The 14611-nt window shown below is 39.7% G+C and carries 13 protein-coding genes; 3 read left to right on the top strand and 10 right to left on the bottom strand.

Annotated features, from left to right (window positions below; translation table 11 throughout):
• Position 1: 1 nt before the first annotated feature.
• From mnmA to guaA, 10 genes are all read right to left on the bottom strand, one after another.
• The gene (gene mnmA, locus ACWPKD_RS13595) at positions 2-1189 is read right to left on the bottom strand and encodes a tRNA 2-thiouridine(34) synthase MnmA (RefSeq protein WP_455413236.1); all 1188 of its coding nucleotides are present in this window, start codon (positions 1187-1189) and stop codon (positions 2-4) included.
• A gap of 4 nt (positions 1190-1193) precedes the next feature.
• A complete protein-coding gene (locus tag ACWPKD_RS13590) occupies positions 1194-1919 on the bottom strand; it encodes a toxin-antitoxin system YwqK family antitoxin (RefSeq protein WP_455413235.1) in 726 nt (241 codons plus the stop codon).
• A gap of 54 nt (positions 1920-1973) precedes the next feature.
• The gene (proC, locus tag ACWPKD_RS13585; RefSeq protein ID WP_455413234.1) at positions 1974-2774 is read right to left on the bottom strand and encodes a pyrroline-5-carboxylate reductase; all 801 of its coding nucleotides are present in this window, start codon (positions 2772-2774) and stop codon (positions 1974-1976) included.
• A 70-nt stretch (positions 2775-2844) separates the two neighbouring features.
• Positions 2845-4731: a membrane protein insertase YidC gene (gene yidC / locus ACWPKD_RS13580; RefSeq protein WP_455413233.1), complete on the bottom strand. Its 1887-nt coding sequence runs from the start codon at positions 4729-4731 to the stop codon at positions 2845-2847.
• Between the two features lie 106 nt (positions 4732-4837).
• Positions 4838-6454, bottom strand: coding sequence for a CTP synthase (locus tag ACWPKD_RS13575; RefSeq protein WP_455413232.1), 1617 nt, complete (start codon positions 6452-6454; stop codon positions 4838-4840).
• A 103-nt stretch (positions 6455-6557) separates the two neighbouring features.
• On the bottom strand, positions 6558-6788 hold the full coding sequence (locus ACWPKD_RS13570) for a DUF3820 family protein (RefSeq protein WP_455413231.1): 231 nt from the start codon (positions 6786-6788) through the stop codon (positions 6558-6560).
• Positions 6789-6920: 132 nt separating this feature from the next.
• A complete protein-coding gene (locus ACWPKD_RS13565; RefSeq protein WP_455413230.1) occupies positions 6921-7571 on the bottom strand; it encodes a hypothetical protein in 651 nt (216 codons plus the stop codon).
• A 66-nt stretch (positions 7572-7637) separates the two neighbouring features.
• On the bottom strand, positions 7638-8042 hold the full coding sequence (locus tag ACWPKD_RS13560; RefSeq protein WP_455413229.1) for an OsmC family protein: 405 nt from the start codon (positions 8040-8042) through the stop codon (positions 7638-7640).
• On the bottom strand, positions 8042-9997 hold the full coding sequence (locus ACWPKD_RS13555; protein ID WP_455413228.1) for a LysM peptidoglycan-binding domain-containing protein: 1956 nt from the start codon (positions 9995-9997) through the stop codon (positions 8042-8044). The genes ACWPKD_RS13560 and ACWPKD_RS13555 overlap by 1 nt, the downstream gene beginning before the upstream one ends.
• Before the next feature lie 76 nt (positions 9998-10073).
• The gene (gene guaA, locus ACWPKD_RS13550) at positions 10074-11603 is read right to left on the bottom strand and encodes a glutamine-hydrolyzing GMP synthase (protein ID WP_455413227.1); all 1530 of its coding nucleotides are present in this window, start codon (positions 11601-11603) and stop codon (positions 10074-10076) included.
• Between the two features lie 307 nt (positions 11604-11910).
• Between guaA and ACWPKD_RS13545 the strand changes: the two genes are divergently transcribed.
• From ACWPKD_RS13545 to ACWPKD_RS13535, 3 genes are read left to right on the top strand one after another with little or no spacing between them, the layout of a single operon-like run.
• Entirely contained in the window at positions 11911-12924 is a 1014-nt protein-coding gene (locus tag ACWPKD_RS13545) for a DHH family phosphoesterase (protein ID WP_455413226.1), read from the top strand.
• A gap of 2 nt (positions 12925-12926) precedes the next feature.
• Positions 12927-13499, top strand: coding sequence for a gliding motility-associated peptidyl-prolyl isomerase GldI (gldI, locus tag ACWPKD_RS13540; protein WP_455413225.1), 573 nt, complete (start codon positions 12927-12929; stop codon positions 13497-13499).
• Between the two features lie 14 nt (positions 13500-13513).
• Complete coding sequence (locus ACWPKD_RS13535) at positions 13514-14599, top strand: peptidylprolyl isomerase (RefSeq protein ID WP_455413224.1); 1086 nt, start codon at positions 13514-13516, stop codon at positions 14597-14599.
• The last annotated feature ends 12 nt before the right edge of the window (positions 14600-14611 follow it).

The raw sequence follows: 14611 nt of genomic DNA, 5'->3' as shown, positions 1-14611 counted from the left end.
TTTATGAAATTACTCCGGAACCAACTAATTCATCCTCAAGATGCCACGAAACGAATTGTCCTTCGGTAATCGCAGATTGCGGTTCCTCAAAAGACACATATAAACCGTTTTCGAATTTATGCAGTTTCGCTTTTTGCAACGGCTGACGGTAACGGATACGCGCCATGATTTCCATAGATTCTCCGTTTTGCAAGGCTAAATCCTCACGAATCCAATGAATTTCTGACTTCTTAACAAACAAGGCTTTTTTAAATAAACCCGGATGGTTATTGCCCTGTCCTGTGTAGATTGCGTTGGTTTTCACATCCGTCGAAATGATGAACAAAGGCTCTTTCGTTCCGCCCACGTTCAGGCCTTTTCGCTGGCCAATAGTATAGTAATGAGCACCTTGGTGTTTTCCAACCATTTTACCCATTTCCGGTGAATAAGCTATGTTTTTAGCTTCAAAAGCGAGTTCTTCTTCTTTTGAGGAAAATTGTGGCTTTTCTTTTGAATACAAGGCGTTATCGGCTGTGATTTCGTAAATCAACCCTTCTTTGGGCTGAAGTTGCTGTTGTAAAAACTCAGGCAAACGCACTTTCCCTATGAAACAAAGTCCCTGTGAATCCTTTTTCTCGGCAGTTACCAGTTCCATTTTTGAGGCAATTTCACGCACTTGTGGTTTGGTCAACTCTCCAATCGGAAATAAGGCTTTAGCTAATTGTTCCTGTGATAATTGACAAAGAAAATACGACTGATCTTTGTTTCCGTCCACTCCTGCCAATAATTGATAGATTTCTTTTCCGTCTTTTTCAATCGTTCCTTTTCGGCAATAATGACCTGTGGCGACATAATCGGCACCAAGACTTAAAGCAATTTTCATGAAGACGTCGAATTTGATTTCGCGGTTGCACAACACATCCGGATTTGGGGTTCTTCCGTTTTCATATTCATTGAACATATAATCGACAATACGCTCTTTGTACTGTTCGCTTAAATCAACGGTTTGAAATGGAATCCCTAACTTTTCCGCCACAAGAAGTGCATCGTTGCTGTCTTCCAGCCACGGGCATTCGTTTGATATGGTAACCGAATCGTCATGCCAGTTCTTCATGAATAGGCCAATAACTTCGTATCCCTGTTCTTTTAAAAGGTAAGCTGCGACACTCGAATCTACACCGCCGGATAACCCGACAACTACTCGTTTCATTTTATTATTTTCCTCCCTGATAATCTTCAACCGGTTTTGTTCTTTTTTCGAACTTTTTACCCTGAAGATTCATATTTACATTCTTTAATTTTCCGTCTTCCAGCACTTTCCACATCCCAACTTTTTTGCCGTTTTTAAACAAGCCCTGAGAAGCAATTTTCCCTTCAGCCGTTTTGAAAGTGGCTTTACCTTCGTACTGATCGTTTTTATAAATGGCATCTTCCAAAACCACTCCGTTTTCGGCATATTTCTTATAAACACCTTCTTTCTTACCGTTTGCATAAGTCGTTTCTTCTGCAATCTTATCGGTATTGTAATACACTTTTCTAACGCCCTGAAGTTTTCCTTTTACATAATTTTCTTCAGTCATGATTTTTGGGGAATCCAGATGATAATATTTCCAAGGCCCCTCATAGGTATCTTTCCCGAAAACTTTCCCTTCACTTACCTTAAACCCTTTCTGATTGAAGAAAGTAGTATAATGCGATCCGTCGTTAGCAGAAAAATCACGAGTGGCAATTACCACCAACTTTGCAGTATTGTCGAAATATTTGAACACACCTACTTCTTTTCCGTGATCGAAAGTTCCTTCGTAACGCGGACGTTTGGTATCTTCATATATACCTTTCCAAAGACCGTGACGCTTTCCGTTTTCGTCAAATTTATTGGTTTCCTGAGCCGAAACTACTGCGGTGATAACTAAAAAAACTAAGGCAAAAAGTTTGTTCATCGTGAAAATTTGTTTGTCAAAATTAGTTTTTATTCTTCAATTATTGTTCCAAAATTATGAGCCCAGTTCCAAAGCACGCTGATTGGCCGCCATTACAGCCGCTCCTATCACATTTTCCGTAGCATTGACATTGAATACCTCCAGTGCTTTTTCGGTGGTTCCGCCTTTTGAAGCCACCTTGGTAATCCATTCCTGGTTAGACAAAGAACTCCCGTTTTGCAGATTTATTGCCCCGATAAAGGTCTGGTTGACCAACAATTCCGCTTCTGATTGGGAAAAACCCAATTGCTGTGCGGCTTCGATGATCGAATTCATGAAATAAAACACATAAGCCGGCCCGCTTCCGGAAACCGCTGTGGCAGCATCAATCAGTTTTTCATCTTCCACATAAACCGATTTCCCGGTAGTGTTGATTAAGTTCTGAACAATAAACAATTCTTTTCTGTCAATGAATGACGAAGCCGAAAACACCGTCATACCCATACCAATTTGTGTGGCGATATTTGGCATTGAACGGACAATTTTTCCGCAATATGTCAATTTTTCTATGGTTTCGATTTTCACACCGGCCATTACCGACAACAGTATTTGCTTATCCGTAACATATTCTTTCAGACTTGAGGCTACAACTCCGAAATCCTGTGGTTTGACTGACAGTATCACGATATCGACTTCAGAAATCCTGGCATTGACCGCCGTAAAAAAATTGCTTTCGGGGATACCAAAGGCTTCTTTCTCAGCCGGTATGCTTCTGCTGAACACAAAAATATCTTCCGACTTGATAAACCTTGAATTGATAAAACTACCTGCGTACGTTTTACCCATGTTTCCGTAACCTACAATTGCAATTTTCATAACGTTTTCCAACAAAAAACCCTGCTTCAAATTTTTCATTCAAATGCAGGGCTCTTCTATTTTTTAGTGATTATTTTTTCTGGTTAGCCTTTTTCTGTGCTTCGGCCTGTTCCATCATTTCCTGCATTTTTCTCTGGAACTTGCCCTGCGGCTTGTCTTTTGTTTTATTCTCCTGAATCTGAGCATGGATTTTCTTCTCGTTGATGATGTAATTCTTGATTACCAACATGATACCGATTGTAATGGTATTAGAAACGAAATAGTACAAACTCAATCCTGATGCGTAATTGTTAAAGAAGAACAACATCATAATCGGAGATACGTAAATCATAATTTTCATGATTTTACCCATATCCGGCATCCCTTCCTGCGGTGGTGTACTCATCGCCTGATCACCTGTTGTCATTTTCATGTAGAAGAAGATGGCAATTGACGCCAAAATCGGGAACAAACTCACGTGGTCACCGTAAAACGGAATGGTAAACGGTAATTTGAAAATCGAGTCGTACGAAGACAAATCGTCTGCCCATAAGAAACTCTTCTGACGTAAATCGAACATCGACGGGAAGAACTGGAACAAGGCATAAAAAATAGGAATCTGTGCAAAAGCCGGCAAACATCCTGCCATAGGGTTTACTCCTGCTTTCGAATACAGCTTCATGGTTTCCTGCTGCTTCTTCATCGGATCTTTGGCAAATTTGTTATTGATTTCCGCAATTTCCGGACGCAATACTTTCATTTTTGCCTGAGACAAATACGATTTATAAGTAACCGGAGACATCACCAAACGTACCAACATGGTAAAAATAATAATCGCAAGCCCGTGAGGAATGAAACCGCTTAAGAAACCGTACGCCGGGATAAACACATAACGGTTGATCCAACCGAAAATCCCCCAGCCCAAAGGCATTACTTCGTCAAGGTTCTTGTTGTAATTGTTTAAGATTTTATAATCTGCCGGCCCGTAATACCAGTTCATGTTATAGCTCAACTCGCCGCCTTTGAATTCCAACGGTAATTTTGCCGAGAAGTTTTTGGTGAACACCGTATCAACTTCTTCATTGCTCACCAGGTTTTCTGATTTTAACTGTGCTTTTTTAATTGGCGTATCCGTTAATAAAATAGCGGTAAAGAAATCCTGTTTGAAAGCCACATACGTTAAACCTTCAACGGTTTCCTCATCTAATTTACTGGTAACACTTAAGCTGTTGTCTTTTCCGTCTTCATATTCGTAACGCAAATCGGTGTAACGGTTTTCGTAAGAAACACTTTTCTCGTTACGGTAAGCTTTAAGGTTCCAATCCAAATCGATTGGTTTTGTAGTATTCAAAACGCTTGTTAAACCTTGTGTACGGATGGAAAAGTCCATCATGTATTCGTTTGGTTTCAACACATAACGGTATTCCAAAAACTGATTTTCACCCGCTTTAAGACGCATGCTCAAAACCTGGTTCTGACCTTCTTTGGTAAGCGTCGGTTCAAAATACAAATCCTTAGTGTTCAACACACGGTTATCGCGCGTTTGAAACTGTAGGTTCAGGTTAGCATTATTGTTTTTGATCAACTCAATAGGTTTTTTTGAACCTTTGTGAAGACTTTCAAAATTATTTACGACAGCTTCTGTGATATAACCCCCTTTATTGGAGATTTTCAACGTTAGCAATTCATTCTTGATTTCGGTAACATTTTCTTTAGCAGAAGGTAAAGAAGCCGAATAAGCAAAGGCTCCTAAAACACTTTGTAAAGCTTTCGCTTTAGTAGAATCTGCAGCTGCGGCTACTGCCGTTTGTACTTCTTGTGCTTTGGCTTGTTCTACTTTCTCGGTTTTCGCTTTTTTAGCATCATCCGCCATGGATTTTTTTTCATCGGAAATGTTGTTGTACATCATCCAAAGCATTAATCCCGTGATCAATACAAAACCTAAAATGGTTTTACCGTCAAATTTTTTTTCTTCCATTTGTGTTTTGCTTTAAGCATTAGGCTTTAAGCAGTAAGCTTCTTTTATTCGTGTTTTGTAAATAAGAATTATGTCAATTAGTATTTACAATTTCAAGTTGTTACAATTAACAACAAACTTTATTTTTTACCGCGGCTGCCACAAAGTTAACAAACAACGGATGCGGATTGGCTACCGTACTCTTATACTCCGGATGGTATTGCACCCCGATAAAGAACGGATGGTTTTCCAATTCCACCACTTCCACCAAACCGGTATCCGGATTGATTCCCGTAGCTTTTAATCCTGCATTTTCAAGCGCTTCCAAATAATCGCCGTTAAATTCGTAACGGTGACGGTGACGCTCTAAAATATCGGTTTTACCGTAAATAGAGTGTGCCAGGGTGTTTTCTTTCAACTGACATTTCCAGGCTCCTAAACGCATGGTACCTCCTTTATCGGTGATATTTTTCTGCTCTTCCATAATGCTGATTACCGGATGCGCTGTACTTTCGTTCATCTCGGTGGAATTCGCATCGGCAAATCCTAAAACATTTCTGGAGTATTCAATTACTGCCATCTGCATTCCCAAACAGATTCCGAAGAACGGAATGTTGTTTTCTCTTGCATAACGAACGGTTTCAATTTTTCCTTCAATCCCGCGACCGCCAAATCCCGGTGCAACTAATATGCCATCCAGTCCTTTTAACTGATTCTCTGCCGTTTTGGCATCCAGATACTCAGAATGGATACTGATTACGTTCACTTTTGTCTCATTGGCAGCTCCCGCGTGGATGAACGCTTCCAAAATGGATTTATACGAATCCTGTAATTCCACATACTTCCCTACCAATCCGATACTTACTTCGTGTTTCGGGTTTTTCAGTTTGTGTAGAAACTCGTTCCAGTTAGCTAAATCCGGTGTATTTTTTTCAGGTAAATCCAAACGCTTCAACGCTACACGATCCAATCCTTCTTCCAACATTAAATTTGGAACATCGTAAATCGTGGAAGCATCAATCGACTGGATTACCGCTTCTTTCTTCACATTACAGAACAAGGCCAGTTTCTGACGCAAATCCTGTGATATTTCATGCTCGGTTCTGCAAACCAAAATATCGGCTTTGATTCCGCTTTCCATCAAGGTTTTTACGGAATGCTGTGTCGGTTTCGTTTTCAATTCTCCCGCAGCAGCCAAATACGGTACAAGCGTTAAATGGATTACGATACCGTTATTATCTCCCAATTCCCACAACAACTGACGTACGGATTCAATGTAAGGCAACGACTCGATATCACCCACAGTTCCTCCGATTTCGGTAATCACAATATCATAATCACCCGATTTCCCAAGTAACTGCATGCGTTCCTTGATCTCGTTGGTGATATGTGGCACAACCTGAACTGTTTTTCCTAAAAATTCCCCGCGGCGTTCTTTCTCGATAACCGAAAGATAAACTCTTCCCGTGGTTACGTTATTCGCCTGAGATGTCGGCACATTCAAGAATCGCTCGTAATGCCCTAAATCCAAATCGGTTTCTGCACCGTCATCGGTAACATAACATTCTCCGTGTTCGTACGGGTTTAGCGTTCCCGGATCTACGTTGATGTATGGATCGAATTTCTGGATTGTTGTTCTGTACCCCCTTGCCTGCAATAATTTTGCTAAAGAAGCTGCGATAATCCCTTTTCCTAAAGAAGAGGTCACACCTCCGGTAACAAAAATATACTTCGTCTGATTCATTGTGTTGTGTTTATTCGTTGTGTCGTTGTTTAAAAAACCTGGCAAAAGTACGATTATAAATTGAAACTTAGAAATCCTGAATTGACAATTATTCGTTAAAGAATTAAGGCTTCGGAAAGTTTTTACGGATGTTTCGCACGAGTTCTTCCAGCCCGTTGAGTTTTAGCTCGTAAACCAGTTGCAACTGCTCCCCTAATTGCCCTTTTGGAAACCCTTTATTGTGGTACCAAACAACATAATATTCAGGCAGGTCAATAAGAAAATACCCCTCGTATTTTCCGAAGGGCATTTTGGTATGTGCGAGTTTTATTAAAAGCTGTTGTTGACTATCCATATATATTTAGAGAATAGAGGCAAGAGACAAGAAAAAAGAAGTTTAAAAAATATCTTTAGTACTTTACTCTGTCTCTTGCTTCTTGCTTCTTGCTTCTTGTTTCAATCTTTACTATTCAAACGATTCAGGAATTCAGGAATATATTAATAATTTAAGCACTACCATCAAAACCGCAGACACAATTCCCAGTATAAAAATCCTTTTCCCGTGATTTCTGTCCTTAGCGGAATAGTTATGAACTTTTTCTCCGTTAGGCAGTGTTTTCTTGAATGTTAAAAGATGCCATCCGATAAAAATTCCCAGCAAACCTCCAAGCAACGCAAAAAAGTAACCAATCACTACCCAGATCCCCTGGTCCTTTTCAGGTTTGGAAAGTTCCGTTAATCGTTCTTTTCGTGCATCCTCTATCTGACCGGCTGAAACTTCAACACCCCTGTCGTTTAATATCTTCAAGGCGAGATTATAATTAAAATCACCCCATTCATCTTTTTTGACAATGACATCTCTCAATTCATCATTAGAATATTGAAACAAATAATAATCCTCATCAATAGCTTCTATTTCAGATTTTGAAACCTCATTAAACAATTGATCAGCCTTATTAAAAAAATCCTTCTGAATCTTCAATATATATTCAATCGCAAAAGCACTGTTCCCAAAACTTGAATCCAGAGAACTACCGGTATCTTCAAGCATCACTTCGATACCGTTGTCTTTTAAAATGTCGCTGAAATAAAGGGCATCTTCTTTCTTATCGAATTTCTTATAAATTAAAAATTCCATAGCTTAAAATAATAATTGAATTCTGTTTTAGAAAATAAAACTGAGACCGAAGACTGAGACTGAAAATTATTTCCAATTAAAAACTACAGCCTTCTCTATATCCGGATGCAAGCTTAAAAGTACCGGACAGGTCATGGCACTTCTTTCTAAAATAGCCTTATTTTTATCTGATGTTGCAATTGCCATGTCCAAAACCACTTCTATTTTGGCAATTTTTCGTGGTTCTGCCTGCATTATTTTGGTAATGGAAACAGTAGAATCTTTCAAATCAACATCTAAATCCTTTGATTTTATTGCCATAATGGAAACCATACAACTTCCTAAAGCAGTTGCCACCAAATCCGTTGGCGAAAAAGCTTCCCCTTTCCCATGATTATCTGTTGGTGCATCCGTTAGAATTTCTGTTCCCGATTGCAGATGGATACATACCGTTCTTAAATCCCCTACATAAGTTATTTTTGAAGTTGCCATTATTTTGCTTCTTTTAACGTTAAGTCTTCGTCGTAATACAACAGATAAACACCTTTATTGTAGTACCCACCGTCGATATTCGCATAGTTGAATTTGCTCTCGATCTGCTCGGAAGCTTTTTCGTTCACCGATTCTTTGTAACCACCGTCCTGGAACAATCTCAAGATAACATCAAACGTTACATCGAATCCGCGGGTGGCGAAACGGTTCGGGAAAATATTGTTTTTCTTCTTAAATACTTTAGCGAAAATATCGGCTTCCGGTGCTTCGTTGTCTCTTGAAACAGACGGATACAACAATTTCAGACGTGTTAATTTACTCAATGGAATTTCCTCGAAATCAAGCGTTTCGTTCTTCTCCAAGGTCACCAATTGTACTTGATATTCCGATGAAGCCGTAACCAGGATGTTACAGGTACTCAACACCATTCCGGTTTTTTCGGATTCCAGAATTACATAATTCAGCTTCGATTTATCCATCAGGCTTTTTACGTTTTCCAAAGTAGGAACACCTTTGTCGGCACTTATCTCCGCAATTTTCACACCCGGATAATTCTCGGTGATAAATTGTTTTGCACTTCCTTTTTTCGGATCGATGATTGCAATGATGTTACCGTCCTTGGACATCATGAAATCAAACATTTTTTTCTTTACATCCAAAGAATTCGGCATTGCCTGAAACAAATTGGAATACGGTCTTCCTCTTTCGTTGGACAAAGGCGAAATTACCGGTGTATTATATTTTTCCAATAAAGCGGCGGCCGTTTCCACATGGTTCTGGAAGAAAGGCCCGATTACCGCATCGGTTTTTGAAAAGTCATTTTTAGAAATCAACGAGGCTACCGCTGAAGAGTTTTTCGATTCTTCTGAATCCAAAATCTTAACCGTTAAAGGTAATCCCATGGTTTTAGCCGAGTCGATTGCAATTAATGCTCCTGCGTAAAAATCAAGGGTCATGTTAAGGAACTTGTCTTTTTTCAGACGCTCCTGAACTGTGTTGGTGGAATCTGCTTCGATTTTATCCATGTGGAACGGAAGCATCAGCACCAATTCTTTACCTTCCTGCTTGTTCAACGATTTTACAATATCAACCTGCTCCTTGTTCGGATTGATCTGGTTGAATTTAGAGGTGGACGGCATTTTTATGGTCATCCCGATTTTCACACCGTTTGCCAATTCCGGGTTTGCCGCAAGCAATTGTTCTTGTGTTAAACCGGATGATTTTGTTAAGCTGTACAAGGTTTCTTTCGGCTGCACCTGATAATCCATAAACTGAACGGCTGATTTTACAGGAGTCACCGGAGTTTTAGCCGCAACCGGAGTATTTTTATTCAGACGCAGATTTTGTCCGATTTCAAGATTTTCTTTGATTTCCGGGTTTAAAGCCTCCAGTTCTTCTACAGACATCCCGTATTTTTTGGCAATTCCGAATTTAGTTTCTTTCGGTTCCACCAAATGGTATTTTGCCGAAGCCGCTACGGTATTCTTAACTGTTGCAGCAGTTGGCTTGTCTACTTTTTTGGAAGTAAAAACAATAACCGTGTTCCCGATTTTCAAGCCATCTTTTTCAATGTCCGGATTGTTTTTGTTGATGGATTCTACGGTTACCTCATATTTTTTAGCGATACTGTATACAGTTTCTTTGGCTTCCACTACGTGGTACACCTTCACCTCTTTCCCGGTGGGTTTCGGTGTTTCCTTCACGGTTGCAACAACATTATTTTTAACAGATTGTCCCGTACCGGAAGGCACTAATATGATTGCATTTTCATTGACACCGTTTTTAGCCTCAGGGTTCAAACGATAAATATCTTCAGGTGAAACGCCGTATTTTTTCGCGATGGAATAGGCAGTTTCTCCTTTAGCTACTTTATGTTCTTTATAATTCTTAGTCTGTGCAAACGCTGTTGTCGAGACTAATACTGTCGTACATAATCCAATAAAAAAATGCTTCATATAGTATTTTTTAAGCAAACAAGTCGTTACAAATTTAACCATTGCAACGACTTATTCATTATTTTCTTGTAAAAATTTATTCCCATTCAATTGTAGCAGGCGGTTTCGAACTGATATCGTAAACCACTCGGTTCACCCCTTTTACCTTATTGATGATTTCATTCGAGATTTTCATTAAGAAATCGTAAGGCAAATGTACCCAATCCGCCGTCATACCATCTGTGGATTCAACCGCTCTAAGTGCCACTACTTTTTCGTAAGTACGCTCATCGCCCATTACTCCCACACTGTTCACCGGCAACAAAATTGCTCCTGCCTGCCATACTTTATCGTATAAACCGTGCTCTTTCAATCCGTTGATAAAAATATAATCTACTTCCTGAAGGATTCTTACTTTCTCCGGCGTGATATCACCTAAAATACGGATCGACAAACCTGGTCCCGGGAACGGGTGACGTCCAAGCAACTCATCATCAATTCCTAATGTTTTACCTACTCTTCGCACTTCATCTTTAAACAACATACGAAGCGGTTCTACAACTTTCAGTTTCATAAAATCAGGCAATCCTCCAACATTGTGGTGCGATTTAATGGTTGCAGAAGGCCCTTTTACCGAAATCGATTCGATTACGTCCGGATAAATGGTTCCCTGTGCCAGGAATTTCACGTCTTCCAATAAATGTGATTCGTCATCAAAAACTTCAATGAACACACGACCAATGATCTTTCTTTTGGTTTCCGGATCGTCCACTCCTGCCAATTCAGACAAAAATCGTTCCGAAGCATCTACGCCTTTTACGTTAAGCCCCATTCCTTTGTATTGGTTCAGAACGCTTTCGAATTCGTTTTTACGAAGTAAACCGTTATTTACGAAAATACAATATAAGTTTTTACCGATAGCTTTATTCAATAAAACTGCAGCTACTGTTGAATCTACCCCACCAGAAAGTCCTAAAACCACTTTATCATCCTGGATTTTCTCTTTCATTTCCGCTACAATTTCATCAACGAAAGATTTTGGTGTGAAATTTTGAGGTACTTCTGCGATTTTCACCAAAAAGTTCTCTAACATTTGCTTTCCGTCTTCTGAATGATAAACTTCCGGGTGGTATTGGATTGCATACGTAGTTTCTCCTTCAATACGATACGCAGCGTTTTCAACATCTTTTGTCGACGCTAAACGAACTCCTCCGGTTGGCAACTGCTTGATGGTATCACTATGGCTCATCCAAACCTGACTGTTGATGTTTACATCGTCGAAAAACAATTCATCTTCTTTAATGAAAGACAAATTTGCTCTTCCGTATTCACGGATGTTTGATGGCGCTACTTCACCTCCACTAAAATGTGCCAAATATTGCGCACCATAACAAACCGCAAGCAAAGGCATTTTTCCGCGAATTTGTGATAAATCCGGATGCGGGGCATCTTCACCTCGAACCGAAAAAGGGCTTCCTGAAAGGATAACCGCTTTATAACTCGACAAATCGGAAGGAACGTTGTTGTATGGGAAAATTTCGCAGAATATGTTTAATTCGCGAACACGGCGCGCAATCAGCTGGGTGTATTGCGAACCAAAATCTAAAATAAGTACGTTGTGTTGCATGTGCAAAAATAGACATTTCTTTAAAATTAAAAAATTGAAATTTTGAAAGATTTATTTATGTCTGTTTTTGTGTGAAAAACAGTTCCAATTTAAACCTTGTGATCAAATTTATTCTAAAAAAAATCCGATCACAAAACTGTGATCAATTTTCGAATCAAGAAAAAAAGTTCACAAAACTGTGATCAAAAAAAATTTAAAAGAATAAAAATCACAAAACTAATTTCAACGTGCTCATTAAATTTCTGCTATATAAAAATTGAAAGATTTATTTAACGGAATTTTTATTCAAAAAACGTATTTTCGCAACATGATGACAGTTAATGATATTGAAGGGCTGAAGCAACTTTTAGCGACGCCAAAAAAAATAACGATAGTTCCGCACCGCAACCCCGATGGCGATGCAATGGGTTCCACTTTAGGACTTTATCACTTTTTACTACAGCAAAACCATGATGCGGTGGTGGTATCCCCTAATGAATTTCCTGATTTCTTAGCATGGTTGCCCGATTCAGACAAGGTAAAGATTTTTGAAAAAGACATACAAAACTGTACCGAAAGACTTAAACAATCTGAAATTATATTCACTTTAGACTTTAACGCTTTGCATCGTGCAGGCGAACAAATGCAGAAAGCTTTGGAAGCGGTTTCGACCACTTTTGTGATGATCGACCACCATCAGTTGCCGGATTCGTATGCGCAATTCACGTATTCGGATACTCAAATGGGTTCTACCTGCGAAATGGTGTATCATTTCATCCATCAGCTTGGCGGTGAAAACCTTATCAACAAAACAGTGGCGACTTGTATCTATACCGGAATTGTAACCGATTCAGGTTCGTTCCGATTCCCGTTGACTACCAGCACCACGCACAGAGTCGTAGCAGATTTACTGGACAAAGGCGTTGACAATCCTAAAATCCACAATTTACTTTTCGATACAAGTTCATACAATCGTTTGCAATTACTGGGACGTGCGTTACAGAACATGAAACTGTTGCCGGAATACAAAACATCGTACATCACCTTAAGTCAGGAAGAGCTTGACATGTTCCATTATGTAAAAGGTGATACGGAAGGCATCGTAAATTACGGTTTGTCGCTGAAAGGATTCGATTTTACAGCCATCTTCATTGAAAACAAAGAGGAAAACATCATCAAAATATCCTTTCGCTCGCAAGGTGCTTTTGACGTGAACCAGTTTGCCCGAAATCATTTTAACGGCGGCGGACACATTAATGCAGCCGGTGGAAAAGCTTTCGGTACCATGGAAGAAACCATCAATCAATTTATTGCTATTTTAGCCAAAGAAAAGAACAACTGATTATGAAGAAAATACACATATACGGTGTAATGCTCTCAGGACTTATACTAGCCTGTTGCACCTCAAAGCAGGAAGCCAGAAAACCTGTTTCGCACACCTCGGGAACTTTTATGAAGGAATCCATCGAAAGAAATAAAAAACTGATCAGCAACGAGGAAACTTTAATTGCCAACATCATCAAAAAAGATACGGCAAAAAGCTACATTGCATCCCCGAGAGGCTACTGGTACCGTTACGACATGAAAAGCGAGAACGAAACCACGACTCCGGTTAAAGGCGATATCGCTTATTTTGATTATTCGATTACCAATCTGAAAGGCGAAACCATCTACACGGCTGAAGAACTGAAACCACAGGTGTACGCGGTAGACAAACAAAACATCATGATGGGGCTTCGCGATGGTATCAAACTGATGAAGAAAGGCGAAAAAGTAACCTTTTTATTCCCATCCCACATGGCTTACGGCTATCACGGTGATAACGACAAAATCGGCACCAACCAACCGATTATCTGTACTGTAACGCTTAATGATTTCAAAAAAGACACTACTGTTAAACCAAAACCAACTGAATAATTCAACTCCAAACCATGAAAAAACTAGTTTCAGTTTTTATTTTACTTGCCGCTTTTAGTTTTACGTCCTGTGAAAAGGAACACGATAAACGCCCAGACGGGATATATGCAGACATTGAAACCGTAAAAGGAAACATTTTAGTGTCGCTGGAATTTCAGAAAACCCCGGTTACCGTAGCCAACTTCATTTCTTTGGCCGAAGGTAAAAACCCGTTTGTTAACCCAAAATACAAAGGAAAACATTTTTATGACGGCCTGATTTTCCACAGGGTAATCAACCATTTTATGGTTCAGGGCGGTGATCCGGAAGGAACCGGAAACGGCAACCCGGGTTATAAATTCAAAGACGAATTCAATCCTACCCTAAAGCATGATTCGGAAGGCGTACTTTCGATGGCCAATGCTGGACCGAACACCAACGGAAGCCAGTTTTTCATTACCCACAATGCCACTCCGCATCTGGATGGTATGCATACGGTTTTCGGGAAAGTCGTGGAAGGTATGGATGTAGTAAATACCATTGAAAGCAATGATGAAATCATTTCCGTTACCATCATCCGAAAAGGAAAAGATGCCAACAAATTCGATGCTCCTAAAGTTTTCAAAGACTATTACGACAAAGAAGCTGTTGAACTGAAAAAAATGGCCGATCAATATGCCGAAATCCAGACGGTGAAAACAGCAGAATTTGAAAGCTACAGAAAAAAAGCCATCAAAACGGAATCTGGTCTGAAATTTGCATACATCAAAAAGTCCGGTAATGCAAAACCAAATCCCGGTACTGAAGTTATGTTCAGTTATGCGGGTTATTTTACAAACGGATTATTATTTGACACCAATTATGCAGAGGTGGCAAAAGCCTATGGAAAATACGACATCAACAGAGACCGTCAAGGCGGATATGCACCGTTCCCGTTTACTTACGGAAACAAGCAGGGCCTTATCCCCGGTTTTATTGAAGGAATGGAAAAAATGGCTATTGGAGACAAAGTCATGTTATTTATCCCTTCGTATCTGGCCTATGGAGAAAGAGGTGCTCAGGGGGCAATCCCTCCTAATACCGATTTAATTTTTGAAATGGAATTATCACCAGCTAAATAAACAACCGGGAAA

Source organism: Flavobacterium pedocola, from assembly GCF_053764385.1.
The sequence above is the reverse complement of the archived record's forward strand: the minus strand, read 5'-3'. Positions and strand labels throughout refer to the sequence as shown.

Coding starts and splice junctions, on each gene's coding strand:
- ACWPKD_RS13555 (WP_455413228.1), bottom strand. CDS start 9,997: ATGAAGCATTTTTTTATTGGATTATGTACGACAGTATTAGTCTCGACA.
- ACWPKD_RS13545 (WP_455413226.1), top strand. CDS start 11,911: ATGATGACAGTTAATGATATTGAAGGGCTGAAGCAACTTTTAGCGACG.
- guaA (WP_455413227.1), bottom strand. CDS start 11,603: ATGCAACACAACGTACTTATTTTAGATTTTGGTTCGCAATACACCCAG.
- ACWPKD_RS13565 (WP_455413230.1), bottom strand. CDS start 7,571: ATGGAATTTTTAATTTATAAGAAATTCGATAAGAAAGAAGATGCCCTT.
- gldI (WP_455413225.1), top strand. CDS start 12,927: ATGAAGAAAATACACATATACGGTGTAATGCTCTCAGGACTTATACTA.
- yidC (WP_455413233.1), bottom strand. CDS start 4,731: ATGGAAGAAAAAAAATTTGACGGTAAAACCATTTTAGGTTTTGTATTG.
- ACWPKD_RS13590 (WP_455413235.1), bottom strand. CDS start 1,919: ATGAACAAACTTTTTGCCTTAGTTTTTTTAGTTATCACCGCAGTAGTT.
- ACWPKD_RS13575 (WP_455413232.1), bottom strand. CDS start 6,454: ATGAATCAGACGAAGTATATTTTTGTTACCGGAGGTGTGACCTCTTCT.
- ACWPKD_RS13560 (WP_455413229.1), bottom strand. CDS start 8,042: ATGGCAACTTCAAAAATAACTTATGTAGGGGATTTAAGAACGGTATGT.
- proC (WP_455413234.1), bottom strand. CDS start 2,774: ATGAAAATTGCAATTGTAGGTTACGGAAACATGGGTAAAACGTACGCA.
- mnmA (WP_455413236.1), bottom strand. CDS start 1,189: ATGAAACGAGTAGTTGTCGGGTTATCCGGCGGTGTAGATTCGAGTGTC.
- ACWPKD_RS13535 (WP_455413224.1), top strand. CDS start 13,514: ATGAAAAAACTAGTTTCAGTTTTTATTTTACTTGCCGCTTTTAGTTTT.
- ACWPKD_RS13570 (WP_455413231.1), bottom strand. CDS start 6,788: ATGGATAGTCAACAACAGCTTTTAATAAAACTCGCACATACCAAAATG.